The following is a 26955-nucleotide window of genomic DNA, read 5'->3' on the forward strand; positions in this document are numbered from 1 at the left end:
ATTCACCTGGAATAGTCGCCCTGGCCCTGATGGTGGGCACTTTCTACGGTGTCCGGCTGCCTGAGTCCTCGGCCGCCGAGGTCGACAGCCTGGCAAAGAATTACTCGTTCGAGCCGATGTCCATCGCCGAACCCGCCGGATTCAAGAAGCAGGAGATCCGGCAGGTCAACAAGGCGTACAAGCACATCGCCGCGTGGATCTCCTCGGTCGGTGCGGGTATCGCCGTCAACGACATGGACGGCGACGGGCTGTCCAACGACCTGTGCGTCGTCGACCCGCGCATCGACCAGGCCTTCGTCACCCCGGCACCGACACGCAAGGACGCCTACGCGCCGTTCGCGCTGAACCCGGCGCCGCTCGGCACCAGCAGGACGATGGCGCCCATGGGCTGTGTGCCCGGCGACTACAACGAGGACGGCAAGATCGACCTCCTCGTCTACTACTGGGGCCGCACCCCGGTCATCTTCGAGAACCAGGCCCACAAGGGGCAGCCGCTGACGGCGCGCTCCTTCCGGCCGACCGAGCTGCTGCCCGGCAAGTCCGGCGCGAAGTACACCGGCCCGCTGTGGAACTCCAACGCCGCCGCCGTCGCCGACTACGACGGTGACGGCCACGCCGACATCTTCATCGGCAACTACTTCCCCGACAGCCCCGTCCTGGACCCGACCAAGGACGGCGACGTCACCATGAACGCCTCGCTGTCGCACGCCACCAACGGCGGCGGCGGCCACTTCTTCCGCTGGACGAAGAACGGCTACGAGAAGGTCGACGACGCCATCCCGCAGGGCATCAACCACGGCTGGACGCTCGGCGCCTCCGCGGCCGACCTCGACGGCGACCACCTGCCGGAGATGTTCCTCGCCCACGACTTCGGCACCTCCGCGCTGCTGTACAACGAATCCAAGCCGGGCACGATCAAGTTCGCCCAGGTCAAGGCCGTGCACAGCGGCAGCGTGCCCAAGTCCAAGGAACTGGGCCGCAGCTCGTTCAAGGGCATGGGCGTCGACTTCGGCGACCTGGACCACGACGGCCTGTACGACATGTTCGTCAGCAACATCACGACGTCGTTCGGTATCCAGGAGTCGAACTTCGCCTTCTTCGACCAGGCCAAGAGCAAGGCCGACCTGCGCAAGAGCTTCCAGAAGGGCGTAGCGCCGTTCAAGGACAAGTCCTCCGGTCTCAACCTCGCCTGGTCCGGCTGGGGCTGGGACGTGAAGATGGGCGACTTCGACAACAACGGCGACCTGGAGATCACCCAGGCCAACGGCTTCGTCAAGGGCAAGACGAACCGCTGGCCGCAGCTCCAGGAACTCGCCACCGCCAACGACGCCCTCGTGGCCAACCCGCAGTGGTGGCCCAACGTCCGCCACGGCGACGACCTGGCCGGCAACCAGCGCATGCGCTTCTACGCCAAGGACCCCGCGACCGGCAAGTACGTCAACCTGTCCGAGGTCCTCGGCATCGGCGAGCCGATGCCCACCCGCGGCCTCGCCACCGCCGACGTCGACGGAGACGGCCGCCTGGACCTGGCGGTGGCCCGCCAGTGGGGCGAGCCGGTCTTCTTCCACAACGTCAGCCGGCACACCGGCGCCTACCTGGGCCTGACGCTCACCCACCCCGACGGCGCCCCCGTCGTGGGCGCGGAGGTCTGCGTGCAGCTGCCCGACGGCACCAAGCGCGTCGACCGCATCGACGGCGGCGGCGGCCACTCCGGCAAGCGCAGCACCGACATCCACATCGGCCTCGGCAAGGGGATCAAGGGCCCGCTGCCCACCCAGATCACCTGGCGCGACCGCAACGGTGACGTCCACGAGCAGGAAATGACGCTGACGCCCGGCCGGCACAGCATCGAACTCGGCGACCTGGCCAAGGAGAAGTGACCATGTCCCCCCAGACCAACGCACCACGCCACAACCCGAAGGTCGTCACGGCCCTGCGCCGGTTCGCGATCTCCATCTCCGTACTGAACATCTTCGGATACACGGTGCTGGGCTTCGAGCAGCCCTGGACCTGGCCGCTGATCGCCCTGGCCACCGCCTACTCGCTCGAGATCGTCCTGGAGATCATCGGCGCCCGCGCCGAGAACCGCACGGCGCGCTTCCGCGGCAACGGCCCCCGCGGCGTGATGGAGTTCCTCTACCCGGCCCACATCACCGCTCTCGCGGTGAACATGCTGTCGTACGTCAACGACATCGTGTGGGTCATGATGTTCGGCGTCATCGTCGCCGTCGGCACCAAGTGGGTGCTGCGCGCCCCGGTCAAGGGCCGCATGCGGCACTTCATGAACCCGTCGAACTTCGGCATCGCCGTCATCCTGGTGCTCTTCCCGTGGGCGTCCATCGCGCCGCCGTACCAGTTCACCGAGTACCTCGACGGCGGCTTCGACTGGCTCGTGCCGGCCATCATCCTCTCGCTCGGCACCATGCTGAACGCCAAACTCACCGAGCGGATGTGGCTGATCCTCGCCTGGCTCGGCGGCTTCGCCCTCCAGGCGATCGTCCGCGGCCTGCTGTTCGACACCTCCATCCCCGCGGGCCTCGCCATGATGACCGGCGTGGCGTTCGTGCTCTTCACGAACTACATGATCACCGACCCGGGCACGACGCCGTCCTCCAAGTGGGGCCAGATCGCCTTCGGCAGCGGTGTCGCCGCCCTCTACGGCGTGGTGACCGCGCTGGGCATCGCCTACGGCCTGTTCTTCGCCACCGCCCTCGCCTGCGGCATCCGAGGCACCTTCCTGTGGACCGCCGACATCGTGGCGCGCAAGCGGGCCGAGGAGGCCCTCGCGCTCGCCGCCGTCACCCGGTCCGTCACCCAGGCCGACGCCGTCGCCCAGAAGGCCGGCGACGCCGCCGCCTGCACCTGCCCCGAAGGCGCCTGCGCGTGCCCCGCCCCGGCCGACGCCGAGGCCGCCGCTTGCGCCTGCCCGGACGGTGCCTGCTCCTGCCCCGCCCCGGCCGACGCCGAGGCCGAGACCCTGAGGACACCGGTGGTCGCATGACCAGAATCGCCATCGTCGGCATGGCCTGCCGCTATCCCGACGCAACCGACCCCAAGCAGCTGTGGGACAACGCCGTCGCCGGACGACGCGCGTTCCGCCGCCTGCCCGACGTCCGCATGAACCTGGACGACTACTTCGACGCGGACCCGACCACACCCGACACCTTCTACGCCCGCAACGCCGCGGTCATCGAAGGCTACGAGTTCGACCGGATCGCCCACCGCATCGCCGGCAGCACCTTCCGCTCCACCGACCTGACCCACTGGCTCGCCCTGGACACCGCAGGACGCGCCCTCGCCGACGCCGGGTTCCCGGCCGGCGAGGGCCTGCCCCGCGAACGCACCGGCGTCGTCGTCGGCAACACCCTCACCGGCGAGTTCTCACGCGCCAACGTGATGCGGCTGCGCTGGCCGTACGTACGGCGGGTGCTGGCCGCCGCCCTCAAGGGCGAACAGGACTGGGACGACGACCGCATCGCCCACTTCCTCGGCGACGTCGAGACCGCCTACAAGGAGCCGTTCCCGGCCATCGACGAGGACACCCTCGCCGGCGGACTCGCCAACACCATCGCAGGCCGGATCTGCAACCACTTCGACCTCAACGGCGGCGGCTACACCGTGGACGGCGCCTGCTCCTCCTCGCTGCTCTCGGTCACCACCGCGGGCACCGCGCTGGTCAACGGCGACATCGACGTCGCCGTGGCCGGCGGCGTCGACCTGTCGATCGACCCCTTCGAGATCATCGGCTTCGCCAAGACCGGCGCGCTCGCCAAGGGCGAGATGCGCCTGTACGACCGCGGCTCCAACGGCTTCTGGCCGGGCGAGGGCTGCGGCATGATCGTCCTGATGCGCGAGGAGGACGCACTCGCCGCCGGCCACCGCGTCTACGCGACCATCGCGGGCTGGGGCGTCTCCTCCGACGGTCAGGGCGGCATCACCCGCCCCGAGGTCAGCGGATACCAGCTCGCCCTCAAGCGGGCCTACGACCGGGCCGGGTTCGGCATCGAGACCGTCCGGCTCTTCGAGGGCCACGGCACCGGCACCGCCGTCGGCGACGCCACCGAGCTGACCGCTCTCATGGGCGCCCGCCGCGAGGCCGACCCCGACGCGCCGCGCGCGGCCATCACCTCCATCAAGGGCATGATCGGCCACACCAAGGCCGCCGCCGGCGTCGCCGGTCTGATCAAGGCGGCCATGGCCGTCGACCACCAGACCCTCCCGCCGGCCATCGGCACCGTCGACCCGCACGAACTGCTCGCCGACGACCAGGCCAACCTCACCGCGCTGCGCAAGGCCGAGGCCTGGCCCGAGGACGCGCCGCGCCGAGCCGGCGTCACCGCCATGGGCTTCGGCGGCATCAACACCCACATCGTCCTCGACGAGCCCGCCGGGCGGCGGCGCACGGCCCCCGGCCGGCGCTCCGCCACCCTCGCGAACGCCTCGCAGGACTGCGAACTCCTCGTCCTGGACGGTGAGTCCCCGAAGGTGCTGCGCGCCCGGCTCACCGAGGTCGCCGCCTTCGCCGCCCAGGTCTCCTACGGCCAGGTCGCCGACCTCGCCGCCACGCTCCAGCGGGAGCTGCGCGGACTGCCGTACCGCGCGGCCGTCGTCGTCTCCTCCCCGGAGGACGCCGAGCGCCGCCTCACCCACCTCGCCGGCCTGCTGGAGACGGGGGAGACGTCGTACACGGCCGCCGACAGCCGAGGCTTCCTCGGCCGAGCCGACGGACGCGCCCGGATCGGCTTCCTCTTCCCGGGCCAGGGCTCCGGTCACGGCGCCGGCGGAGGGGCGCTGAGCCGCCGCTTCCCCGAGGCAGCCGAGGTCTTCGCCCGGGCCGCACTGCCCACCACCGGCGACATGGTCGCCACCGACGTGGCCCAGCCGCGTATCGCCACCGGCTCCGCCGCGGGCCTGCACGTCCTCGACACCCTGCGGCTGGAGGCGTCCGTCGCCGTCGGCCACAGCCTCGGCGAACTGTCCGCCCTGCACTGGGCGCAGGCCCTCGACGAGGAGACGCTCCTCGAAGCGGCACGGGTACGCGGCCGGGCCATGGCCCAGCACGGCGACCCGGGCACGATGGCCTCGCTCGCAACCGCACCCGAGCAGGCCGAGGAGCTCCTCGCCGGCCTCGACGCCGTCATCTCCGGGTACAACGGCCCGAAGCAGACCGTCGTCGCCGGTTCACCCGCGGACATCGAGGAGGTGGGGCGCCGCGCCGAGCGCGTCGGCGTCGCCTGCACCCCCCTCAAGGTCTCGCACGCCTTCCACTCGCCCCTCGTCGCCGGCTCCGCCGCGACGTTCGGCGACTGGCTGGCCACTGCCCGCCTCGGCGTCCCCTCCGCGCGGGTCGTCTCCACCGTCACCGGCGAGGCGCTGACCCAGGAGACGGACCTGGCCGCGCTGCTCACCGCGCAGATCACCGGCCCCGTCCGCTTCACGCAGGCGGTGCGCGAGGCCGCCCGTCACGTCGACCTGTTCGTCGAGGTCGGCCCCGGACGGGTCCTCACCGGCCTCGCCCAGGCCGCCACCGGCATCCCCGCCGTCGCCCTCAACACCGATGACGAGTCGCTGCGCGGGGTCCTGGCCGTCGCCGGAGCCGCGTTCGTCGCGGGAGCGCCCCTCGCCCTGGAGCGGCTCTTCGAGGACCGCCTCATCCGGCCCCTGCAGGTCGGGCAGGAGTTCTCCTTCCTCGCCAACCCCTGCGAGCAGGCGCCGCGCGAGAGGGTGCCGGCGGCCGTGCGACGTCCGGCCCCCGCCGCCTCCGCCGCTCCTGCGGGACCGGCCACGCGGACCGCGAGCACGACAGCGGCACCGGCCACGGCGGCCGTGGACGCCACGGCTGCCGAGGAAACGGCCGACACCGGCGCCGACGCGCTGGGGGTGCTGCGCGCCCTCGTCGCCGAGCGCGCCGAACTGCCTGCCGACCTGGTCGACCCCGACAGCCGGCTCCTGGACGACCTCCACATGAGCTCGATCACGGTCGGTCAGATCGTCAACCAGGCGGCGTCCCGCCTCGGGATCGCCGCCGCACAGGTGCCGACCAACTTCGCCACCGCCACCCTCGCCCAACTCGCCGAGGCGCTGGACACCCTGGTCAGCACCGGCGGCACCGGCGGCACCGTGGAGAGCGACACCCCCGTCGTCGCGGGCGCGGCCCCCTGGGCCCGTCCCTTCGCCGTCGACCTCGACGAGGTCGCCCGGCCGCACGCAGCCGCCGACGGCACCGACGGCGACTGGGAGCTCTTCGCCACCGACGGCCACCCGTACGCCGAACGGCTGCACCGGGAACTCGCGGGCGCCGGCGTCGGCGCCGGTGTCCTCGCCGTACTGGCCAAGGGCTGCGGGCGCCAGGAGGTGGACCGGGTGCTGGCCGCCGCGCACAGCGCCCTCGCCGGGGACGGCGCACGGCGCTTCGTCCTCGTCCAGGACGGGCGCGGCGCCGCCGGCCTGGTCAAGACGCTGCACCAGGAGGCCCCGTACCTGCGGACCACCGTCGTCCACACCCCGGCGGTGCCGGACATGGTGGAACGCGTCGTGGCCGAGGTCGCGGCGACCACCCGGTTCGCCGAGGTCCACTACGACGACGCCGGCGCGCGCCGGGTGCCGACCCTGCGCGCCCTGCCCGTGGCGGCGCAGCGCACCGAGTCCCCGCTGGACGCCTCCGACGTTTTGCTGGTGACCGGCGGTGGCAAGGGCATCTCCGCCGAGTGCGCACTGGCCGTGGCCCAGCGCACCGGCGCCAAGCTCGCCGTCCTCGGCCGGTCCGACCCGGCCCAGGACCCCGAACTCGCCGAGAACCTCGAGCGGATGCGTGCCGACGGAGTCCGCGTGCACTACGCGCGCGCCGACGTCACCGCCCCCGAACAGGTCACCGCCGCCGTCGCCGAACTGACGCAGGAACTGGGCGCGATCACCGGCCTGCTGCACGGCGCCGGACGCAACGAGCCGAACGCGCTCGGGCGGCTCACCCCGCAGGACTTCGAACGGACCTTCGCCCCCAAGGTCGACGGACTGCGCACCGTCCTCGACACGGTGGGCGCCGACGGCCTGAAGCTGCTGGTCACCTTCGGCAGCATCATCGGCCGGGCCGGTCTGCGCGGAGAGGCCCACTACGCCACCGCCAACGAGTGGCTGGCCGATCTCACCGAAGAGGTCGCCCGCACCCACCCGGGTCTGCGCGCCCGCTGCATGGAATGGTCGGTGTGGTCCGGCGTCGGCATGGGCGAGAAGCTCTCCGTCGTCGAGACCCTCTCCCGCGAGGGCATCACCCCGGTCTCCCCGGACCAGGGCGTGGACATCCTGCTGCGCCTCATCGAGGACCCGGACGCGCCCGTCGTCACGGTCGTCAGCGGCCGCACCGAGGGCATCGACACCGTCCGCCGCGACCTGCCCGCCCTGCCGATGCTGCGCTTCACCGGCAACCCGCTGGTGCGCTACCACGGCGTCGAGCTGGTCACCGAGGTCGAGCTGAACGCCGGCACCGACCCCTACCTGTCCGACCACCTGCTCGACGGCAACCTGCTCCTGCCCGCCGTCATCGGCATGGAAGCCATGACCCAGGTCGCCTCTGCGGTCACCGGGAACACCGGCGCACCCGTCATCGAGGGCGCGAAGTTCCTGCGGCCCATCGTCGTACCGCCGAACGGCAGCACCCGGATCCGGATCGCCGCGACCGTCACCGGTCCCGACGCCGTCGACGTCGCCATCCACGCCGAGGACACCGGCTTCGTCGCCGAGCACTTCCGCGCCCGGCTGCTGTTCAACGCGGCGGCGGCGCCCGACGGCCCGCCGCTGCAGGTGCCCGAGGACACCCCGGTCGTCCCCCTGGACCCGGCCGCCGACCTGTACGGCAGCGTCCTGTTCCAGGGCGCCCGCTTCCAGCGGCTGCGCCGTTTCCACCGGGCCGCCGCCCGGCACGTGGACGCCGAAGTCACCGTGCAGCAGCGGCCCGAGGGCTGGTTCGCCGGATTCCTGCCCGGTGAACTGCTGCTCGCCGACCCGGGCATGCGCGACGCGCTCATGCACGGCAACCAGGTGTGCGTCCCGGACGCCACCCTGCTGCCGTCCGGCGTGGAACGGATCCACGCGCTCGGCTCCGGCGACCACGTGCCCGACCGGCTGCGGTACACGGCCGTCGAACGCAGCCGCGACGGCGACACCTACGTGTACGACATCGCGGTGCGCGACGAGCACGGCACCGTCGTCGAACGCTGGGACGGCCTCACCCTGCACGCCGTGCGCAAGACCGACGGCTCCGGGCCGTGGGTCGCCCCGCTGCTCGGCCCGTACCTGGAGCGCTCCCTGGAGGACGTCGTCGGCAGCCGGATCGCCGTCGCCGTCGAGCCGCACGGAGAGACCCCCGCCGGCTCCGTCGCCCAGCGCCGCAGCTTCACCGCGGACGCGGCGGCCCGCGCCCTGGGCAGCCCCGTCGCGGTCCGGCACCGCCCGGACGGGCGGCCGGAACTGGAGCCGGCCCGGCACATGTCGATGTCGGCGGCACACGGCCTCGGGGTCACCCTCAGCGCCGTCTCCGACACCGAGGTCGCCTGCGACATCGAGGCGGTCAGCATGCGCTCGGCCGACGAGTGGCGCGGGCTTCTCGGTGAGCACGCCGCCGTCGCCGAACTGGTCGCCCGGGAGACGGGCGAGGCGCCGGACACCGCCGCCACCCGCGCATGGGGTGCGGTGGAGTGCCTGCGCAAGGCGGGCATCATGGCCGGCGCACCGCTGACGGTGCTGCCGCGCCGCAAGGACGCCTGGGTGGTCTTCGCCTCCGGCGACCTGCGGATCGCGACGTTCGTCACCGCGCTGCGCGACGCCCTGGAGCCGGCGGTCTTCGCATTCCTCACGCACGAGACCCAACTCACCGAAGGAAGGGCCTAGACCATGGCGGACGACTACTTCGAGTACCGGCACACGGTCGGCTTCGAGGAGACCAACCTCGTCGGCAACGTGTACTACGTGAACTACCTGCGCTGGCAGGGCCGGTGCCGCGAGCTGTTCCTGCAGCAGAAGGCACCGGCGGTACTGGCCGACGTCCAGGACGACCTGAAGCTGTTCACGCTGAAGGTGGACTGCGAGTTCTTCGCCGAGATCACCGCCTTCGACGAGCTGTCCATCCGAATGCGGCTGGCCGAACTCGGCCAGACCCAGCTGGAGTTCACCTTCGACTACGTCAAGGTGACCGGCGGCGCGGAAGTCCTGATCGCCCGCGGCCGCCAGCGGATCGCGTGCATGCGCGGCCCGAACACCAACACGGTGCCCTCGCTCATCCCCGAGGCACTGGCCCACGCCCTCGAGCCGTACTCCGCCCAAGGCCGGGCGCTGACGGGGCGGGCGGCATGAGCACCCTGGCCGCCGCGCCGCCGCGGGACGCCGTCACCGGCGATCCCGCGCGGCTGCGGCGGGCCTTCGGGTCCTTCGCCACCGGAGTGACGGTCGTGACCACCGGCGGGGCCAGCCCGCGCGGCATGACCGCCAACTCCTTCACCTCGGTGTCGCTGGATCCGGCCCTGGTGCTGTTGTGCGTCGGCAACGACGCCGTCATGAACCGGGTCCTCGCCGGGACCGACACCTTCGCGGTGTCGGTCCTCGGCGCCGGGCAGGAGGACGTCGCCCGGCACTTCGCCGACCGCTCCCGGCCCGTGGGCGCCGCACAGTTCGACGCCATGGACTGGCTGCCCGGGCCGGCCAGCGGCGCCCCGCTGATCGCCGGCGCGGCTGCCCACTTCGAGTGCGCCCACTGGCGGGTGTACGACGGCGGCGACCACACGGTCCACCTCGGCCGGGTGCTCGCCCTGGACGCCGTGCCGGACCGCGAGCCGCTGGTCTTCCACCACGGCCGCTTCCGGCGGCTGGCCGAGCCCGCGGAAGGGGAGCGCGCATGAGCGTCCACCCGCCCGGGCCGCCCGTGTGGCGGCTGCCCGGACTGCTGCGCAAGCTCGCCCTCGACCGGCTCGGCATGATGCGGGACGCGGCCGACCTCTCCGACGCCGTCCGCGTCTCCATGGGCCCGAAGAAGCTGTACATCTTCAACCGGCCGGACTACGCCAAGCACGTACTGGCCGACAACGCCGCCAACTACCACAAGGGCATCGGCCTGGTGGAGTCCCGCAAGGTGCTCGGCGACGGCCTGCTCACCAGCGAGGGCGAGCTGTGGCGTGCCCAGCGCCGCAACGTGCAGCCCGCGTTCAAGCCCGGGCGGATCGCCGCCCAGGCCGGAGCCGTCGCCGACGAGTCCGCCAAGCTGGTGGAACTGCTGCGCCGGCGGGCCGGGGACACCCCCGTCGACGTGCTGAACGAGGTCACCGGGCTCACCCTCGGTGTCCTCGGCCGCACCCTCATGGACACCTCCCTCGACGGGCACGGCGGTATCGAGCACGCCTTCGAGGCCGTCCAGGACCAGGCCATGTTCGACATGGTCAGCCAGGGCCTGGTACCGACCTGGGTGCCGTTCGGCACCCAGCGCCGGTTCCGCGCGGCGCGCCGGGAACTCACCCGGATCGTCGACGAACTGGTCGCCGACCGCAGTGCCCGCCTCACCGACGGGGACGGCGCCGACGACGCGTTCGCCCGGATGATCCTCGCCGCCCGCGCGCGCGAGGACGCAGCCCTCGGCCGCCGGCTGCTCCAGGAGGAACTGGTCACGCTGCTGCTGGCCGGCCACGAGACCACGGCCAGCACACTCGGCTGGACCCTGCTGCTGCTCGCCCGCCACCCCCACGTACGCGACCTGGTGCGCGAGGAGGCGCGGGGCGTGCTGGCCGGCGGCCGCCTGCCGGACGCCGAGGACCTGCACAAGCTGACGTACACCACGCAGGTCGTGCAGGAGGCCATGCGGCTGTATCCGCCGGTGTGGATCCTGCCGCGCATCGCCCAGGGACCCGACCAGGTCGGCGGGTTCGACGTGCCCGCCAAGGCCGACGTGCTGGTGTGCCCCTACACCCTGCACCGCCATCCGGACCTCTGGGAGGACCCCGAGCGGTTCGACCCGGGCCGCTTCGACCCCGCGCGTGTCGCGCACCGGCACCGCTACGCCTACATCCCCTTCGGCGCCGGGCCGCGGTTCTGCGTGGGCAGCAACCTCGGAATGATGGAGGCGGTGTTCGTGACCGCGCTCGTCACCCGGGACCTCGACCTGGCAGCGGTGCCCGGGCACCCGGGCGTCCCGGAGCCCATGATGTCCCTGCGGATGAGGGGCGGACTGCCGATGACGATCCGGGCGGCGGACTGAGGCGGGCACCGCGCGGGCCACACGCGAAGGGGCGGGCACGGATTTCCGTGCCCGCCCCTTCGCCGGTTCCCGGAGCGGTCAGCCGGCGATGCGGTCCATGGCGTCGGCGCGCAGGTCGAGCAGCGCCATCAGCACCGGCGGGTCCAGGGCGTCCAGCGGGTGCAGGACGATCTCGGCCGGCATCAGCAGGGTGTCCTCGTGCGCGGTCACCGGTCCGTAGCTGCCCACGGAGACGACGTCACGGTCACCGGTGCCGGACGGCATGTGCTCGTAGCCGTACGGCACGGAGTGCACCAGCACGTGCCAGGTGCCGGCCGGGACGTCGCGCAGCTCGAAGGAGCCGGGACCGTCCAGGACGGCGCAGCACACCGGCCGCCCCTGCGGGACAGGCGTGGGGAACAGGCCCACGAAGCAGTGGCCGGGCGCGCGGTCCTGGGGCAGGTGCACGCGCCCGCGCAGTGCACCCCTGGAGTGCTCGGCCGCTCCTTCGCTCTGTTCGCCCGGACCGATCTCCGCTGTGAATCCGTCCAATTCCCGGAACATGCTCGGCGAGACGCCGACGCATGACTTGAATCGGGAACTGAAGGTACCGACGCTGCTGTATCCGACCTGGCTGCTGATGTCGGCGACGCTGAAATCCGTCTGGAGGAGCAGGCGTTTCGCCTCCTGCAGACGCAGGGCGGAGAGAAAGCGACCGGGGGATGTTCCTGTCACGTCCCGGAACACGCGGGTGAAATGGAACTTGCTGAACATGGCGGTGCGGGCCATGTCGTCGATCGTGAGTTCCTGGCCGAGATTCGCATGCATTTCGTCGATGACTCGAAGGACAGCGGCTTCGATCGCGGTGGTGGTCACCGTTTCTCCCTGTCTGTGCATCATGCTCCCTGCCGAGATTCGGGGGCCGCGTGCCGGGATGGAGCGGGCGTCGTGTGGGTCAGCCGCCGCCGGTCGAGGTCCTCGGCGAACCGCTTCCAGGCGCCCGCGCACTGGAGGGCCAGTTCCGCGACGGTGCCCGTGCAGTGCGGAGGGACCGCGTCGGCCTGCTGGCGCCAGGCCTCGTCGACGACGAAGTGGGTGTGCAGCCAGCGAAGGAACTGGCGCCCGGACTCGGAGTGCCGCAGGGACGGGTCCCCGGCGAGCCGCCGCAGGGTCTCCAGGGATCCGCGGGTGCGGTTCGGTCCGGAGGGACCCCCGTCGGCCGCCGGGGCGCCGTTGCCGTCGGCCGACGGGGCGGCCAGGGGTTCGGGGCGGTCTCCCCTCTCCGCGGCCTCGCGCCCGGCGGGCGCCCGCCGGCCCGTGGGCACCGGGGCCTCGCCGCGCAGCAGCCGCTGGCGCACGTCGTGGGCGGTGCCCAGCGACAGCCCGGTCTCCTTGACGATCGCCCGCAGCGGCAGATCCGGCCTGCGGGTCATGAGTTCGGCGGCCCGGATCCGCTCCGCCGTGCGGTCGAGCGGGTGGGCGCGGCCGTCGGCGCCGACCCGGACGTTCGACTGCGGAGAATCCTCGGTCGAACACGGGCGGAGCGTCGCGACCGTCTTCGCGTCGAGTCCGGTGTAGGCGGCGACGGCCCGGTCGGACAGGTCGGAACGGGAGCGCAGTATGCGCTCGGCGGCCGCCTTGCGGTCCGCCACGGACAGCGGCAGGCCGTGCGCGATATTGGCCGTCACCGACCGCAGAAACGCTTCGTCGTCCGCGCCGTCGAAGTACTGCACCTCCACCGACGCGTGCCCGTTCGCGGCGGCCGCGGCGACCCGGTGCATTCCGTCGACCACCCGCATGGTCCCGCGGTGGACGAGAATCGGGGGCAGAGTGGTGTAGATGTCGGTGAGGCGGCGCACGTGACTTTCGTCGACGCCGTTCAGGCGGGGCGAATCGGCCGGCATGAGCGCCTCTATCCGCACCCGGTGAGTGAAGTTGGCGGGCAGCGTCAGAGATCTGTCGTTGCTGTTCACCTCTCCCCTTCCCCCTCGGCGAGATCGAGACGTGCCCGGATTCCCTCGAACTGCGGGAGAGGGGCCCGGACGCCACGGAGAACAACGCATCCGAGGAGAGCATAGTGAACGACCTGTTTTTTTCTGGAGCCCGTCGACGGGGACGACGCGACTTTGGCGGGTCGGGTATGCGGACCGGTGTTCGGGCGAACACCCACCTGGTTGGTTGTTTGAAAAGACCCGGCACTTCTAGCTTTTTCTCACGCCACCAGGAACCCCAAATGACCTGACCGGAGGCCCAGTTGCCCGCAGTGAGAAGAATCCCCGAGCGCAGGGTCGACATCGGGCCCGACACCACCCTCACCCTCGAGGCCTACGCGGACACCATCGTCCCGGGCGAGAAGCGGTGGCCCGGTGACCGGGCGATCGCCGGAGTCAGCACCGGCGGCGGCGCCGTCGTCTGCGGAGCCGTCGACCTCCTTCGCTGGGACGCCACCGGTATCCACGACGGTCTTGAGGACCTGGCCGACCGAGTCAACGGCCATACCCGCAACTACGCCGAGAAGGCCGGCCTCACCCTCGACCCGACCGTGCCGCCCTTCGTCTCCCTCGACTACGACGACCGAGTCCGCCTCATCCAGGAACTGACCACCCCCGGCCACCCGGAGAAGGACTTCTGGGTTCTGCTCTCCCTCTTCTGCAACATGTCCTTCGACTCCGCAGCCCACCTGCACACCGCCGAGGCCCTCGCGGACGGCCACCCCGGTCTGACGGCCATGGGCATCACCCGGCCGGACACCGACGGACTGTGGCGCTTCAAGGACTCCGGCTACGGCAGACAGCTGGCCCAACCCCACCCCGACACCACCCCCACCGGGAGCCCCGCATGAGCGACGCGATCGAGAAGACCGACGTACTGGTCGTCGGCAGCGGCTTCGGCGGCGCGATCGCCGCCTACCACCTGGCCGCCGGCGGTGCCAAGGTCACCGTCCTGGAGCGCGGGCCCTGGCTGGAGAACGACGAGTTCGAGCACGACTACAAGCTCGGCTCCTCCTACACCCGCATCTTCGACTTCGTCGTCGGCGACGGCATGAGCGTGCTCGGCGGCAACTGCGTCGGCGGCGGCAGCGTCGTCTACTTCGCGGCCATGCCGCGGGCCCCCCGGTTCGTCTTCGACCGGCACGGCAGCATCGGCCGGCGGATGTGGCCCGAGGCCGTCAGCCGCGACACCCTCGACCCCTGGTACGACCGGATCGAGGAGTCCCTGTCAGTCAGCAAGCCCGACTGGAACGAGGCCTCCTACTCCGGCGGCCTGTGGGCGGCGGCCTGCGACCACGCCGGGCGCACCGCCAACCCGCTCGCCGCGGCCGTCGACAACACCAAGTGCGTCAACTGCAACTTCATGATGGCCGGCTGCCGCTTCGAGGCGAAGCAGTCCCTCACCGTCAACTACCTGCCCGCCGCCCTCGCCCACGGTGCGGAGATCCGCCCCCTGCACGAGGTGCAGCACCTGGAGCGCACCGCCGACGGCGGCTACCGCGTCCACTACAACATCGTCCACGACGAGGACTACCGCCTGCAGGCCGGCTCCGGCGTCATCGAGGCCAAGATCGTCGTACTGGCGGCGGGCGCCGGCGCCACCCCGGTCATCCTGCAGCGCAGCGAGACCCACCTCGGCACGATGCCGCACGCGGTCGGCCGCTACTTCTCCGGCAACGGCGAACGCCTCAACACGGCCATCCTCGACGAGGAAAAGGTCGCCGAGATCCTCGGCCTGAGCCGCGGTGACGGCGAACTGCCCTACGGCGCCAACGCCATCGGCAAGGGCCCGACCGTGGCCAGCTGGGACAAGCTCGACGGCTCCCTGCCGGAGTACTCCCGCTACTCCCTGGAGCAGCTCTACTTCCCGCCGGGCCTCGGCACCATCCTCGCGCAGGCCCCCGACGCCACCGGCCCGACCTGGTTCGGCAAGGAGAAGAAGGAGATCCTGAGGAACTGGAAGTCCTGGCTGACGATCTTCTGCATGACCGAGGACGACAACGAAGGGGTCTTCGGGCCGCCGCCGGCCACCGGCAACTCCCACCGCATCTCCCAGCAGATGCTCGGCCGCGGCAACCTGTCGTACAAACCGACGAAGAACACCTGGCACGGCTGGAACCAGGCCGACGCCGACGTGAAGGAGATCCTGGAGAAGGACGGCCTCGCCAAGGTGATGCCCTGGACCAACGACCTCGTCGGCGCCTACACCGTCCACCCGCTGGCCTCCTGCCGGATGGGCGACGACCCGGGCACCTCGGCCCTCGACGACACCAACGAACTGCGCGGCCACTCCGGCATCTTCGTCACCGACGGCTCCGCCGTCCCCGGCGCCCTGACCGTCAACCCGGCCATGACCATCGCCGCCCTCGCCGAACGCGCCGTGCCGCACATCGTGGCCGCCGCCCGGGCCAGGGGAGTGGACGTCACCTACGGCGCCCCCGCCCCCACCGGCTACAAGAGCGGACGCGCGGGTGTGCTGCCCCTGCTGAAGCAGCGCCGCCTCGTCACCGTGTGAACCTCCCGAACGGCTTTTCGCGGCACAGTGAGTTGCTTCAAAAAACCATCAACACGTCCAGCGGGTCGCTTCACACGACCCGATCCGATCCGGGAACCAGGAGGCGGCGGTGCGACCGCTCGTAAGAATCCTGCTGAAGGGCTCTCTGCAGCAGATCCGGCACATCACGGCCGTCCCGCAGGACGCGGCCGACGGCCCGGTGGCCGAGGTCTACGCCCAGGCCCGGCGGGAGTTCGGCATCGTCGCCCCGCCCCTCGCGCTGCACTCGCCGGCCCCCGAGACACTCGCCGCCGCCTGGCTGCTGCTGCGCGAGACCCTCCTCGCCGAGGGCCGCGTCGGCCGGGCCGCCAAGGAAGCCGTCGCCACGGCCGTCTCCCAGGCCAACGACTGCCCCTACTGCGTCGAGGTCCACGAGGCCACGCTCGCCACCCTGGGCGCCGCCGACCGCCACGGACCGCTCGCCGAGTGGGCCCGCGGCGCGGGCACCGACCCGGCCGCCGGACCCGCACCTTTCCACGCACAGGAGGCCCCCGAGATCCTCGGCACCGCCGTCACCTTCCACTACCTCAACCGGATGGTCCGGCTCTTCCTGCCCGACTCCCCCGTACCCGCCGCCGCCCCCGCCGCGGGCCGCGGACCGGCGATGCGGATGGTCGCCCGTGCCCTGCGCCCGGACCGGGGCCGGACCGTGGTGCCCGGCGCCTCGCTCGACCTGCTCCCCGCCGCCCCGCTGCCGGCCGGACTCGACTGGGCGAAGACCAGCCCGGCCGTCGCCGGCGCCCTCGCCAGGGCGGTGGCGTCCGTCGACGCCGCGGCGGAGCGCTGGATCCCCGAAGCCGTACGCGACCTGCTGCACGCCGAACTCGCGGTGCACGACGGCACCGTGCCCGGCCCGAGCCGCGCCTGGCTGGGCGAGGCCACCGCCGCCCTGCCGGACGGGCACCTGCCCGCCGCCCGGCTCGCCCTCCTCATAGCCCTCAACCACCACCAGATCACCGACGCGGACATCGACGCGTTCCGCGCGGTCCACCCCGGCGACCGGGAACTCGTGGAACTCGCCTCCTGGGCGGCGCTCACCGCCGCCGTCAGGACCGGCGCCCGCCTCGGCAAAGCCGTCCGCCCCGCACCGTCCGCCGTCCGCTGACCGGCGGCACGCCCCTCACCCCGACCCCCGCTCCACCCTCACAAGGAGAAACCATCATGAGCACGCTCAACGACGTCGTGAAGGACCTCGCCGCCGACATCGAGGAGACCGCCCGTCTCGTCGAGGGCCTCGACGAGCAGGCCTGGCACACCCCGACCCCCGCCACCGGCTGGACCATCGCCGACCAGATCGCCCACCTGACCTTCATCTTCCACCTGGCCGGCACCGCGGCCTCCGACCCCGAGGCCTTCGCCCAGCTCGCCGCCGGAGCCGCGGGCGACTTCGACGCCGCCGTCGACGCCGCTCTGCGCCAGTTCAACGCCTTCCCGCCCGCCCAACTGCTGGGCCGCTTCCGCGCCCTCGGCCGCCGGTCCGTCGACGCCCTCGCCGCGGTCCCCGAGGACCAGGTCGTGCCGTGGCTGGTCAACCCCCTGCCGCCGACCGTCCTCGCCTCCGCCGGGATCATGGAGATCTTCGGCCACGGCCAGGACATCGCCGACGCCCTCGGCGTGCGCCGCGAGGCCACCGGACGACTGCGCCACCTGGTCTTCTTCGCCTTCCTCACGCGGGACTTCGGCTACCTGTCCCGCGGCCTGACGCCGCCGGCCGATCCCTTCCGCATCGAGGTGACGGCCCCGAGCGGCGAGGTGTGGGCGTACGGCCCCGAGGACGCCGAGAACAAGGTCACCGGACCCGCCGAGGACTTCTGCCTCCTGGTCACCCGCCGCCGCCACCGCGACGACCTCGCCCTCGTCGCCACCGGCGCGGAGGCCGACCGATGGCTCGACATCGCGCAGGCCTACCGCGGCCCCGCCGGCGAGGGCCGCAAGCCGGGCCAGTTCGCCCACCCGGGCTGCGACCACTGAGGAGGGCCGCCCCACCGGCGGTCCCCACCCGGACCGCCTCCCCCTCGCTCCCGCACCCGCACCACCCGCAGCCCACCGGCCACGGCGCGAAGGCGCCCCGCCGCAAGGAGCCACCATGACCACCACCCTGCGCACCGCCATCGTCATCGGCTGCGGCACCACCGGCACCTCCCTCGCTCTCGCCCTCGGCCTCGCCGGCATCCGTGTCACCCTCGCCGACGAGGACCCCCGCGCCCTGGAAGAGGCCGTCTCCCTCGGTGCCGGCAGCGCCTGGACGCCCGGACAGCCCCCCGCCGACCTCGTCGTCGTCGCCACCGCCCCCTCGGCCGTCGTCGACGCCCTGCACAGCGCGCAGAGCAGGGGGCTCGGGCACGTCTACACCGACACGGCCGGCACCAAGGACATCGTCTGCGCCGAGGCCGAGCTGCGCGGCTGCGACCTCAAGGGATATGTACCCGGACATCCGCTGGCCGGCTCCGACGCACCCGCCCGGGACACCGCGGCCGCCGGCCGCTTCACCGGGCGGCCCTGGGTGGTGTGCCCGTACGAGACCACGCCCGACTGGGCGCTGGAGACCATGGACGCGCTGATCGAGGCGTGCGGTGCGTACCGGATCGACCTGGCCCCCCACGTGCACGACCGGATCGCCGCCGAACTGTCCCACGGGCCGCACCTGATCGCCGCCGCCCTCGCCACCCGGTTCGCCGACAGCTCCGAGGCGTTCCTCGGGCTTGCCGGGAGCGGGCTGCGCGACGCCGTCCGCAGTGCCGGCGGCGACCCGTGGCTGTGGGGCGACGTCCTCGCCCACAACGCGGGCCCGGTCGCCGACGTCCTCGACCGGGTCGCTGAACAACTCGCCCGGGCCGCCGCCATCCTTCGCGAGGGAGACGCAAGCGCCCCCCTCGAACTCGCGCCCACCCTGGAGGAGGGCCGGCGCGGACACGCCGCGCTGCAGCGCGCCGGCGAGCGGCGCACCCTGCGAGATGCGCCGGCCGGCGACCGGGTGTGACGGTCGGCCCGTGACCACTTCCTCCACGCCCTTCGCGCACACCGCCGGCAGCCGTGGGCCCGCGGCCCTGCGGCTGGCCCGCCGGCTGCTGCGCTCCGCCTACTGGTCCTTGTCCGACTTCGGCTGGGTGTGGATCGGCCCGGTGCCCTCCCCGTCCGGCCCCGACCCGGCGGGCGAGATCCCGCCGGGCCACCCGGAGCGGCTCACCGGCCGGCCGCTGACTCCGCTGGAGTGCTCCCTGGAAAGGGAGCTGACGGGGTGACCCGCCCTGGCGGACCGTGGCGCCGCCGCCGGACAGCAACGTCAGAGATGCCCCACCCGCCATGCGCTTGAAGCATGGAACGAAGGGTGACAGACCCCCGAACTCCCAAGGACGAGGTGCTGAGCAGTGACTGTTGACATCGCACAGGGCAACGCGCGCGGCATTGCCTCCATCTACAACTCCGCCGTGGCGGCCTGGGCGATCGCGGCCGCCTGGGAGGTCGGAGCCCTGGACGAGCTGCACCGCGCGCGGACGCTGGACACCGCCGACTTCGCCGCGCGGGCCGGTCTCGACCCGCTGTCGACCACCGGCCTGTTCCGCGCCCTCGCGTCGGTCGGTCTCGTCCGTCGCGACGGCGCCGTGGTCCACACCCTCGACGGCTTCGACGACATGTACCGCAACAAGTCGTTCTTCCACTGGCTCACCCGGGGCAGTGCCGAGCTGTTCCGGCAGATGCCCGCCGTCCTGCGCACCGAGAACCGCAGCGGCGACTACTACCACCGGGACGCCGCCGCCATCGCCTACGCCTGCCGGGAGATCGACCAGGTCACCTACGCGCCCACCTTCTGGGCCGCGATGGACCGGGTGGACTTCCCCTTCAGCCGCGTCGCCGATCTCGGCTGCGGCTCCGGCGCACGGCTGATGCAGATCCTCGACCGCCACCCCGGCGCGACGGGCGTCGGCGTCGACATCGCCCAGCCGTCCCTCGACGTGGCGCGGAAGGAAGCGTCCGAGGCCGGGTTCGCCGACCGCGCCGAGTTCGTGCAGGGCGACGTACTGCGCCTCGAACCGCGCCCCGAGTACGCCGACATCGAACTGCTCACCTGCTTCATGATGGGCCACGACTTCTGGCCCCGGGAGAACTGCGTGGCCACCCTGCGCCGGCTGCGCGAGGTGTTCCCCGCGGCCCGGCGTCTGCTGATCGGCGACGCCACCCGTACCGCGCTGCCCGACACCGAACTGCCCGTCTTCACGCTCGGGTTCGAGCTCGGACACGACCTCATGGGCACCTTCCTGCCGACCGTCGACGACTGGGAGTCGGTCTTCGAGGAGGGCGGCTGGGAGCTGGTGCGCACCAACCGCATCGACATCACCGTCGGCGAGGTCATCTTCGAACTTGCCTGATCCGAAAGGCACACCGGTCCCCGGGCGGACGGGCGCTTCCCGCCCACCCGGGGACCCGCAGCCCGTCCGGGCACTTTTCGCCGATCAGTAAGTTGTTCGACGCAACCCATGGAGTCAGGCATGACCACACTCGCGCAGGCCGTCGGGCAGACCCTCGCCGACAGCGGCATCCGGCACGCCTTCGGGGTGGTGGGCGGCGGCAACATCCTGGCCACGGCCGCGCTCACCGCGGCCGGTGTGCGCTACACGGCGGCCCGGCACGAGGGCGGGGCCATGGCGATGGCCGACGCCTACTTCCGGGCGACCGGCGACATCGCCGTCTGCACCACCACCCACGGGCCCGGCATCACCAACACCGTCACCGCGCTGGCGGACGCGGCCAAGAACCGCAGCGGGGCCGTCCTGCTGTGCGGCGACGCCCCGGTGAGCGGTCCGCGGCCGCACGACATCGACCAGAGCGCGCTCCTGGCCGCGCTCGGCGTCCGCGTCGTCCGGCTCACCGAACCGCGCACCGCCCGCGCCGACACCGCCGCGGCCGTACGCACCGCCCGGGAGGAGCGCTGCCCCGTCGCCGTGTTCCTGCCGGGCGACCTGGTCAACCACGCGCTGCCCGACACCCCGGGCACCGTCGCGCAGGCCGCGGCGGGCACGACGGACGCCGTGGCCGAACCCGACCTGGAGCCACTGCTCGACGCCCTGGCCGGAGCGCGCCGCCCGCTGCTCCTTGCCGGACTCGGCGCCTGGCACTCCGGCGCCGGCAAGATCCTGCGCGAACTCGGCGACCGCCTCGGAGCCCTGTTCACGACGACCGTCATGGCCGGCGGGCTGTTCCGGGACAGCCCCTGGTCACTCGGGGTCTGCGGCGGCTTCGCGGCACCGGCCGCCGCCGACCTGATGGGCGAGTCCGACGTCGTCGTCGCCTTCGGCGCGAGCCTGGACACCTTCACCCTGCACGGCGGCCGGATCCTCGACCCCGCGGCCACCGTCGTCCAGATCGACGTCGACGGGCACAAGCGGGCACAGCGGGCCGACCTCGTGGTGCGCGGCGACGCCCACGCCGTCGCCGTACGGCTGCTCGACGCGGTGGAGGAACGGGGACTGCCCGTGCCGGACTGGCGCGGGCGGTGCGCCGACCGGGCCGCCCGGGCACGCGCCGGATGGGCGGACCTCGCCCACGAGGACGCGTCCACCGCCGACCGGATCGACCCGCGCGCCCTGACCCGCGCCTTGGCCGCCCTGCTGCCCGAGGAACGCACCCTGGTGCTGGACGGCGGGCACTTCATCGCCTGGCCCGGGATGTACTGGCCGGTGCCCGACCCGGCCGGGTTCGTCTTCACCGGCGCCGCCTTCCAGAGCATCGGCCTGGGCCTGGCCGGCGCGGTCGGCACGGCGGTGGGCCGCCCCGACCGGCTGACCGTAGCGGCGGTCGGCGACGGCGGCGCGCTGATGGGCCTGCCGGAGCTGGACACGCTGGTGCGCTCCGGCCGGCCCGCGCTCGTCGTCGTCTACGACGACGCGGCCTACGGCTTCGAAGAACACATGTACGCGCCGCAGGGCGCCGACCCGGCCACGCTGTCCTTCGCCGACACCGACTTCGCCACGGTGGCCCGCGGCCTGGGCGCCACGGCGGTCACCGTGCGCCGCCCGGACGACCTCGACGCCGTACGGCGGTGGCGTACGGCCGGCTGCCCGGGCACCCTCGTCCTGGACTGCAAGGTGGTGCCCGGCGTGATCGCGCCGTTCCTGGCCGACCTGCTGGAACGGACCTGAGGACCCTCAGCCGCCGAGCAGGCCCCCGCGTGCCTCGCGCAGCCCCGGGAACGAATCGAGATCCGGGACCGTCCAGCCGTCCAGGTCGTACTCGGACAGGCACTGGTCGACGAACGCCTTGTAGTCGTCGACCTGCCCGCTCGCCGTCTGCGCGAACAGCAGCTCGGTGCGCACGCTCTCGTGGTTGCCCGAGTAGTTGCGCTCGTACAGCTCGTGCCGGCCGCCGAACTCGGTGCCCACCGCGTCCCACAGCAGCTTCAGCACCTTGACGCGCTCGACGGCCTCGACGCCGCCCGAACCGCGCACGTACTTGTCGAGATACGGACGGATCTGCGGGTTCTTGAAGTCGTCGGCGCTGGAGTTCAGGTAGATCAGGCCGCTGGCGACGTCCTGCTGGACGATCTCCTTGATCCGGGGATAGCCGATCTGCATGAACCAGCGGTAGGCCATGCCGTACTGCGGGTTCGGCAGCACCGCCCCGTTGCGCCACTTCACCGGGTTGCGCGCGGCCGCGTCCGACAGCCCCCAGAACAGGTTCCGCCAGGCGAGCACCTCGCCGAGCCGGGTCTGCACCCCTCGGAAGTCCTGCGTCCCGGTGATCTCCAGCGCCTTGGCCAGCGCGCCGGCGAGGAACTCCAGCTTCACGGCGAGGCGTGTACAGCCGTGGAAGGTGAAGCGCTCGAGGAAGCCCGACTGCCCCGAGAACATCTGGATCTTGGCCGTGTCGCCGTAGATGAACACGTCCTCCCACGGGATGAGGACCTTGTCCAGGACGAGGATCGTGTCGTTCTCGTCCAGCCTCGACGACAGCGGATAGTCGAAGGGGCTGCCCATCACGGCGGACATCGCCGTGTACGACGGGCGGCAGATCAGCTTCACGCCGGGCGCGCCCGTGGGCACCGTGGCGACCAGCGCGAACTCCTTCTTGCGCACCGGCAGACCGTAGTGGGCGATGAAGTTGTGGTGGGTGAGCGCCGAACCGGTGGCGACCACCTTGGCGCCGCTGACGACCAGACCCGCGTCGGTCTCCTTCTCCACGTGCACGAAGACGTCGGAGACCTCGTCCGCCGGGCGGCTGCGGTCGACCGGCGGATGCACGATCGCGTGGTTCCAGTACAGGACCTTCTCCTGCGACTCGCGGTACCAGCGGCGCGCGTTGTCCGAGAAGGGGGCGTAGAAGTCGGCGTTGGCACCGAGCGTGCCGAGGAAGGCGGCCTTGTAGTCGGGGCTGCGCCCCATCCAGCCGTAACTCATCCGGGACCAGGCGGCGATCGCCTTCTGGTCGGCCACCAGGTCCTCGGCGCTGCGGGGCGTGGTGAAGAACCGGTGGGTGAAGCCGTCGCCGCCGCTGTCGGTCGCGGTGGTGAGCACGTCGCGGTGGGTCGGGTCGTGCAGCGCGTCGTACAGGCGGGCCGTCATCCGCACCGGGTTGCGGAACGCCGGGTGCGCGGTGACGTCCTTGACGCGCTCCCCGTACAGGTACACCTCGCGGTCGTCGCGCAGGCTCTCGACGTACTCGTCGCCCGTCAACGGACGGGTGGTCGTCGCCTTGTCGCGGCCTTGCCCGGCGTGCTGCTGATCCGTCATGGCCTCATCGTGGCAGCCGCCGGCCGGGGAGGCTTCTTGCTGCGTGCGGCAGCGGGCCCGGCCCCGCGCCGACGTGCCGAAGTCGCTGCGACCGGCTCAACTTCGCAACACGAGAGGTGCCCCCAGGGCCGCCGCGATGTGAGCGTCAGGTGCGCGACACGGTCCCGCTTCCGGCGACCGACACCTGTGTACCTTCCGGGAGGACCCACGATGCTCACCGCCGACATCCCCACGCGAGCACACCTGGTGCAGCGCGCCGGCGACCTCGCACCGCTTCTGAAGAAGAACGCCGCGCAGGCGGAGGAGGACCGGCGGCTGCAGGAGGAGACGATCGAGGCGATCGCCGGGGCGGGCCTGTTCAAGCTGCGCGTGCCCAAGCGGTACGGCGGCTACGAGGCGGACACCCGCACTCTGGTCGAGGTCGCCGCCGAACTCGGCCGCGCCGACGGGGCGGCCGGCTGGACGACGTCCGTCTACTGGATCCCCACCTTCATGGCCTGCCTCTTCCCCGACAGCGTCCAGGACGAGGTGTTCGCCACCCCCGACGTGCGCATCTGCGGCACGCTCAGCCCCTCCGCGCTGGCCGCGCCCGCCGAGGGCGGCATCGTGGTCAACGGCAGGTGGGGCTTCGTCAGCGGCGCCCGTCACGCCCACTGGCAGGAGATCATCGCCGTCCAGCCGACGCCCGACGGGCAGCACCTGCCGGTCATGGCCCTCGTGCCGATGTCGGACCTGCAGATCATCGACGACTGGGACACCTCCGGGCTACGCGGCACCGGCAGCGTCAGCACCGTCGCCCAAGACGTCTTCATCCCGCAGGAGAGGGTGATCCCGCTTCCGGCGATCCTGCAGGGCCAGTACGCCTCCGAACTGAACGCGGCGAGCCCCGTCTACCGCGTCCCGCTGCTGCCGGTCGCCGCCGCCTCCTCCGTCGGTACCGCCCTCGGCCTCGCCCGCGCCGCCCGCGACGCCTTCTTCGAGCGGCTCCCCGGCCGCACCCTCACCTACACCGCCTACGAGTCCCAGGCCCAGGCCCCGCTGACCCACCACCAGGTCGCCGAGGCCACCCTGAAGATCGACCAGGCCGAGTTCCACGCCTACCGGCTGGCCGACCTCGTCGACGCCAAGGGCCTGGCCGGCGAGGAGTTCACCCTGGAGGAGCGGGCCCGCGCCCGCGCCGACATGGGCGCCGTGGTCCGCCTCGCCAAGGAGGCCGTCGGCATCCTCGCCGCCGCCTCCGGAGGCTCCTCCATCTACCGCGACGTCCCGATGCAGCGGATCAGCCGCGACATCCAGGCCGTCAGTCTGCACGCGTTGATGAACCCGGACACCAACAACGAGCTGTACGGCCGCGTCCTGTGCGGTCTCGAGCCCAACACGCTCTACATCTGAGCGCCTTCAGCCACCCGACACCCGGCTCGGAAGACTCCGACCGAACACCCAGGAGCAGCACATGACCGCACAGACCATCGTGACCGCCACCGCCACCGCCACCGCCACCGCGACCGACGAGGACAAGGCCGCCATCGCCGCGCTGCCCCAGCGCGTCGTCGAGGCCTGGGCCGCGCACGACGCGGACGCCTTCGCAGACGTCTTCACTCCCGACGGCACGATGATCATCCCCGGCCACTTCCAGAAGGGCCGGGGCGCCATCAGGGCCTTCCTGACCCAGGCGTTCCAGGGCCCCTTCAAGGGCACCCGCGTCACCGGCACCCCCGTCGACCTGCGCCTGGCCAACAGCGAGTCCGGCATCCTGATCACCCGGGGCGGCATCCTCGCCCCCGGCGAGACCGAGCCGAGCGCCGAGCGCGCCGTCCACGCCTCCTGGGTCGTCGTCAAGCGCGAGGGCCAGTGGTTCCTCGCCGCGTACCAGAACAGCCCGCGCCACGCCGCCTGACGGCACCCCCATCGCAGAAGAGGTGACGTACATGACCAACAGGGTGGGCGAGCGCGCGGTGGTGCTCGGCGGCAGCATGGCGGGGCTCCTGGCCGCGCGCGTGCTCGCCGACTCCTACGACGAGGTGCTCGTCGTGGAGCGCGACACGATCACGGGAACGACCACGGCCCGCAAGGGCGTGGGACAGGGACGCCACGTCCACGGACTGCTCGCCCGCGGCCAGCAGATCCTCGACGAGCTGTTCCCCGGCTTCACCGACGAGGCCGTCGAGGCCGGCGTCCCGACCGGAGACCTGGGCGAACTGCGCTGGTTCTTCAACGGCCGCCGACTCAGCCCCGGCACGACCGGACTGATCTGCGTCTCGGCCACGCGCCCCGTGCTGGAGAGCCGGGTGCGCGAGCGGGTCGCGGCACTGCCCGGCGTGGTCCTGCTGGAGCGGCACGACATCGCCGGGCTGGTCGCCGACGACACCCGCGACACGGTCACCGGGGTCCGCGTGCAGTCCCAGGAACCCGGGGCGCAGGAGCGGACGATCGAGGCGGACCTCGTCGTCGACGCCACCGGGCGCGGCTCGCGCACCCCGCTGTGGCTGGAGGAGTTCGGCTACGAGCGCCCCGACGAGGAGCGCATCCGCATCGACCTCAGCTACACCACGCGCAGGTTCCGGCTGCGCGACGACGCGGTGCTCGACGGCGACCTGTCGATCAACCCCGTCTCCTCGCCGAGCCACCGGCGCGGCGCGTTTCTGTCCCGGATCGAGGGCGGCCTCGTCGTGGTCTCCCTCACCGGCGTCCTCGGCGACAGCGCCCCGGCCGACCTCCCGGGCTTCCTGGAGTGGACCCGCACGCTGCCGGTGTCCGACATCCATGACGTCATCCACGACGCCGAGCCGGTCGACGACGGCGCGGTGTTCCGCTACCCGGCCAGCCAGCGCCGCCGCTACGAGCGGCTGTCCCGCTTCCCGAACCGCTTCCTGGTCGTGGGCGACGCCGCGTGCAGCTTCAACCCGGTGTACGGGCAGGGCATGACGGTCGCCGCGCTGGAGGCGCTGGTGCTGCGCGAGCACCTGGGCCGGGGCGAGGTGGACCCGACGGCGTTCCTCGCGGACATCGCGCAGGTGATCGAGGTGCCCTGGCAGTTCTCCGCCGGAGCCGACCTCGGCTACCCCGAGGTCGAGGGCGAGCGCACCCCCGAGTGGGAGGCGTCCGGCGCCTTCATGGCAGCGCTGCACGCCGCCGCCGTCGTCGACGGCGAGGTCACGGCCACGTTCATGCGGGTCGCGGGCCTGGTCGCCACCCCGGACGCGCTGATGAGCCCGGACATGCTGCGCCGGGTCGAGGAAGGCGCGGCCAAGGCCGCGGCGCCCCTCGCCGCCTAGCACGCCCCGGCCGTCGTACGGCATCCCCGCCGTGAGTCACGAGCCCGCCCCGCGTCCGCCGCGGGGCGGGCTCACGCGTGCCGCCGGGCGTCCGCGGCCGGCGCCACGGCAGCGCGAAGGGCCGCCCGGGGGCCGACCGTCCCGGCGGGGCGAGGGGGGGGGGGGGGGGGCGGGGCGCCCCCGCCCCCGCCCCCCACCC

20 protein-coding genes are annotated in these 26955 nt (G+C 72.5%); 17 read left to right on the top strand and 3 right to left on the bottom strand.

Translation table 11 applies throughout. From position 1 onward, the window contains the following. Positions 1-29 precede the first annotated feature (29 nt). The 6 genes from ACWCV3_RS15870 to ACWCV3_RS15895 are packed head-to-tail and all read left to right on the top strand — an operon-like array spanning position 30 to position 11233. Positions 30-1880, top strand: coding sequence for a CRTAC1 family protein (locus ACWCV3_RS15870; protein WP_451223528.1), 1851 nt, complete (start codon positions 30-32; stop codon positions 1878-1880). A 2-nt stretch (positions 1881-1882) separates the two neighbouring features. Then, complete coding sequence (locus ACWCV3_RS15875) at positions 1883-3001, top strand: enediyne biosynthesis protein (RefSeq protein WP_451223490.1); 1119 nt, start codon at positions 1883-1885, stop codon at positions 2999-3001. Further along, positions 2998-8883 (top strand): SDR family NAD(P)-dependent oxidoreductase, encoded by a 5886-nt coding sequence (locus ACWCV3_RS15880; protein WP_451223492.1) that lies wholly within the window; start codon positions 2998-3000, stop codon positions 8881-8883. Before ACWCV3_RS15875 ends, ACWCV3_RS15880 begins: the two co-directional genes overlap by 4 nt. 3 nt (positions 8884-8886) lie before the next feature. Then, positions 8887-9345, top strand: a complete 459-nt coding sequence (locus ACWCV3_RS15885) for an acyl-CoA thioesterase (RefSeq protein WP_073901598.1) — start codon at positions 8887-8889, stop codon at positions 9343-9345. After that, positions 9342-9887, top strand: coding sequence for a flavin reductase family protein (locus tag ACWCV3_RS15890; RefSeq protein WP_451223494.1), 546 nt, complete (start codon positions 9342-9344; stop codon positions 9885-9887). Before ACWCV3_RS15885 ends, ACWCV3_RS15890 begins: the two co-directional genes overlap by 4 nt. Continuing rightward, the gene (locus ACWCV3_RS15895) at positions 9884-11233 is read left to right on the top strand and encodes a cytochrome P450 (RefSeq protein WP_451223496.1); all 1350 of its coding nucleotides are present in this window, start codon (positions 9884-9886) and stop codon (positions 11231-11233) included. Before ACWCV3_RS15890 ends, ACWCV3_RS15895 begins: the two co-directional genes overlap by 4 nt. A gap of 78 nt (positions 11234-11311) precedes the next feature. Here ACWCV3_RS15895 and ACWCV3_RS15900 read toward each other — a convergent pair whose 3' ends face one another. After that, positions 11312-12088, bottom strand: coding sequence for a helix-turn-helix domain-containing protein (locus tag ACWCV3_RS15900; protein WP_451223498.1), 777 nt, complete (start codon positions 12086-12088; stop codon positions 11312-11314). A gap of 20 nt (positions 12089-12108) precedes the next feature. Beyond that, positions 12109-13185: a ParB/RepB/Spo0J family partition protein gene (locus ACWCV3_RS15905; RefSeq protein WP_451223500.1), complete on the bottom strand. Its 1077-nt coding sequence runs from the start codon at positions 13183-13185 to the stop codon at positions 12109-12111. 290 nt (positions 13186-13475) lie between these two features. Between ACWCV3_RS15905 and ACWCV3_RS15910 the strand changes: the two genes are divergently transcribed. From ACWCV3_RS15910 to ACWCV3_RS15945, 8 genes are all read left to right on the top strand, one after another. Beyond that, positions 13476-14054, top strand: coding sequence for a DUF5987 family protein (locus ACWCV3_RS15910; RefSeq protein WP_451223530.1), 579 nt, complete (start codon positions 13476-13478; stop codon positions 14052-14054). Beyond that, positions 14051-15718 carry an FAD-dependent oxidoreductase gene (locus tag ACWCV3_RS15915; protein ID WP_451223502.1) on the top strand — a complete coding sequence of 556 codons (1668 nt, stop codon included), beginning with the start codon at positions 14051-14053 and terminating at the stop codon, positions 15716-15718. Before ACWCV3_RS15910 ends, ACWCV3_RS15915 begins: the two co-directional genes overlap by 4 nt. 109 nt (positions 15719-15827) lie before the next feature. Next, positions 15828-16862 (top strand): carboxymuconolactone decarboxylase family protein, encoded by a 1035-nt coding sequence (locus tag ACWCV3_RS15920; protein ID WP_451223504.1) that lies wholly within the window; start codon positions 15828-15830, stop codon positions 16860-16862. Between the two features lie 56 nt (positions 16863-16918). Beyond that, positions 16919-17728 (top strand): TIGR03084 family metal-binding protein, encoded by an 810-nt coding sequence (locus ACWCV3_RS15925; protein WP_451223506.1) that lies wholly within the window; start codon positions 16919-16921, stop codon positions 17726-17728. A gap of 115 nt (positions 17729-17843) precedes the next feature. Further along, positions 17844-18737 (top strand): prephenate dehydrogenase/arogenate dehydrogenase family protein, encoded by an 894-nt coding sequence (locus ACWCV3_RS15930; protein ID WP_451223508.1) that lies wholly within the window; start codon positions 17844-17846, stop codon positions 18735-18737. A 10-nt stretch (positions 18738-18747) separates the two neighbouring features. Beyond that, positions 18748-18999: a DUF6059 family protein gene (locus tag ACWCV3_RS15935; RefSeq protein ID WP_451223510.1), complete on the top strand. Its 252-nt coding sequence runs from the start codon at positions 18748-18750 to the stop codon at positions 18997-18999. Between the two features lie 126 nt (positions 19000-19125). After that, a complete protein-coding gene (locus ACWCV3_RS15940; protein WP_073901618.1) occupies positions 19126-20124 on the top strand; it encodes a class I SAM-dependent methyltransferase in 999 nt (332 codons plus the stop codon). A 120-nt stretch (positions 20125-20244) separates the two neighbouring features. Continuing rightward, the gene (locus tag ACWCV3_RS15945) at positions 20245-21894 is read left to right on the top strand and encodes a thiamine pyrophosphate-binding protein (RefSeq protein WP_451223512.1); all 1650 of its coding nucleotides are present in this window, start codon (positions 20245-20247) and stop codon (positions 21892-21894) included. Positions 21895-21900: 6 nt separating this feature from the next. Here the strand turns inward: ACWCV3_RS15945 and ACWCV3_RS15950 are convergent, their stop codons facing one another. After that, entirely contained in the window at positions 21901-23481 is a 1581-nt protein-coding gene (locus ACWCV3_RS15950; protein WP_451223514.1) for a 4-hydroxyphenylacetate 3-hydroxylase family protein, read from the bottom strand. Positions 23482-23691: 210 nt separating this feature from the next. Here ACWCV3_RS15950 and ACWCV3_RS15955 point away from each other — a divergent pair, with 210 nt between their 5' ends. The 3 genes from ACWCV3_RS15955 to ACWCV3_RS15965 all read left to right on the top strand — a co-directional run bounded on the left by ACWCV3_RS15955 (position 23692) and on the right by ACWCV3_RS15965 (position 26756). Then, the gene (locus ACWCV3_RS15955; protein ID WP_451223516.1) at positions 23692-24873 is read left to right on the top strand and encodes an acyl-CoA dehydrogenase family protein; all 1182 of its coding nucleotides are present in this window, start codon (positions 23692-23694) and stop codon (positions 24871-24873) included. A 61-nt stretch (positions 24874-24934) separates the two neighbouring features. Continuing rightward, the gene (locus ACWCV3_RS15960; RefSeq protein WP_451223518.1) at positions 24935-25378 is read left to right on the top strand and encodes an SgcJ/EcaC family oxidoreductase; all 444 of its coding nucleotides are present in this window, start codon (positions 24935-24937) and stop codon (positions 25376-25378) included. A gap of 31 nt (positions 25379-25409) precedes the next feature. Beyond that, entirely contained in the window at positions 25410-26756 is a 1347-nt protein-coding gene (locus tag ACWCV3_RS15965) for an FAD-dependent oxidoreductase (RefSeq protein ID WP_451223520.1), read from the top strand. The last annotated feature ends 199 nt before the right edge of the window (positions 26757-26955 follow it).

Source organism: Streptomyces sp. NPDC001781 (assembly GCF_053596035.1).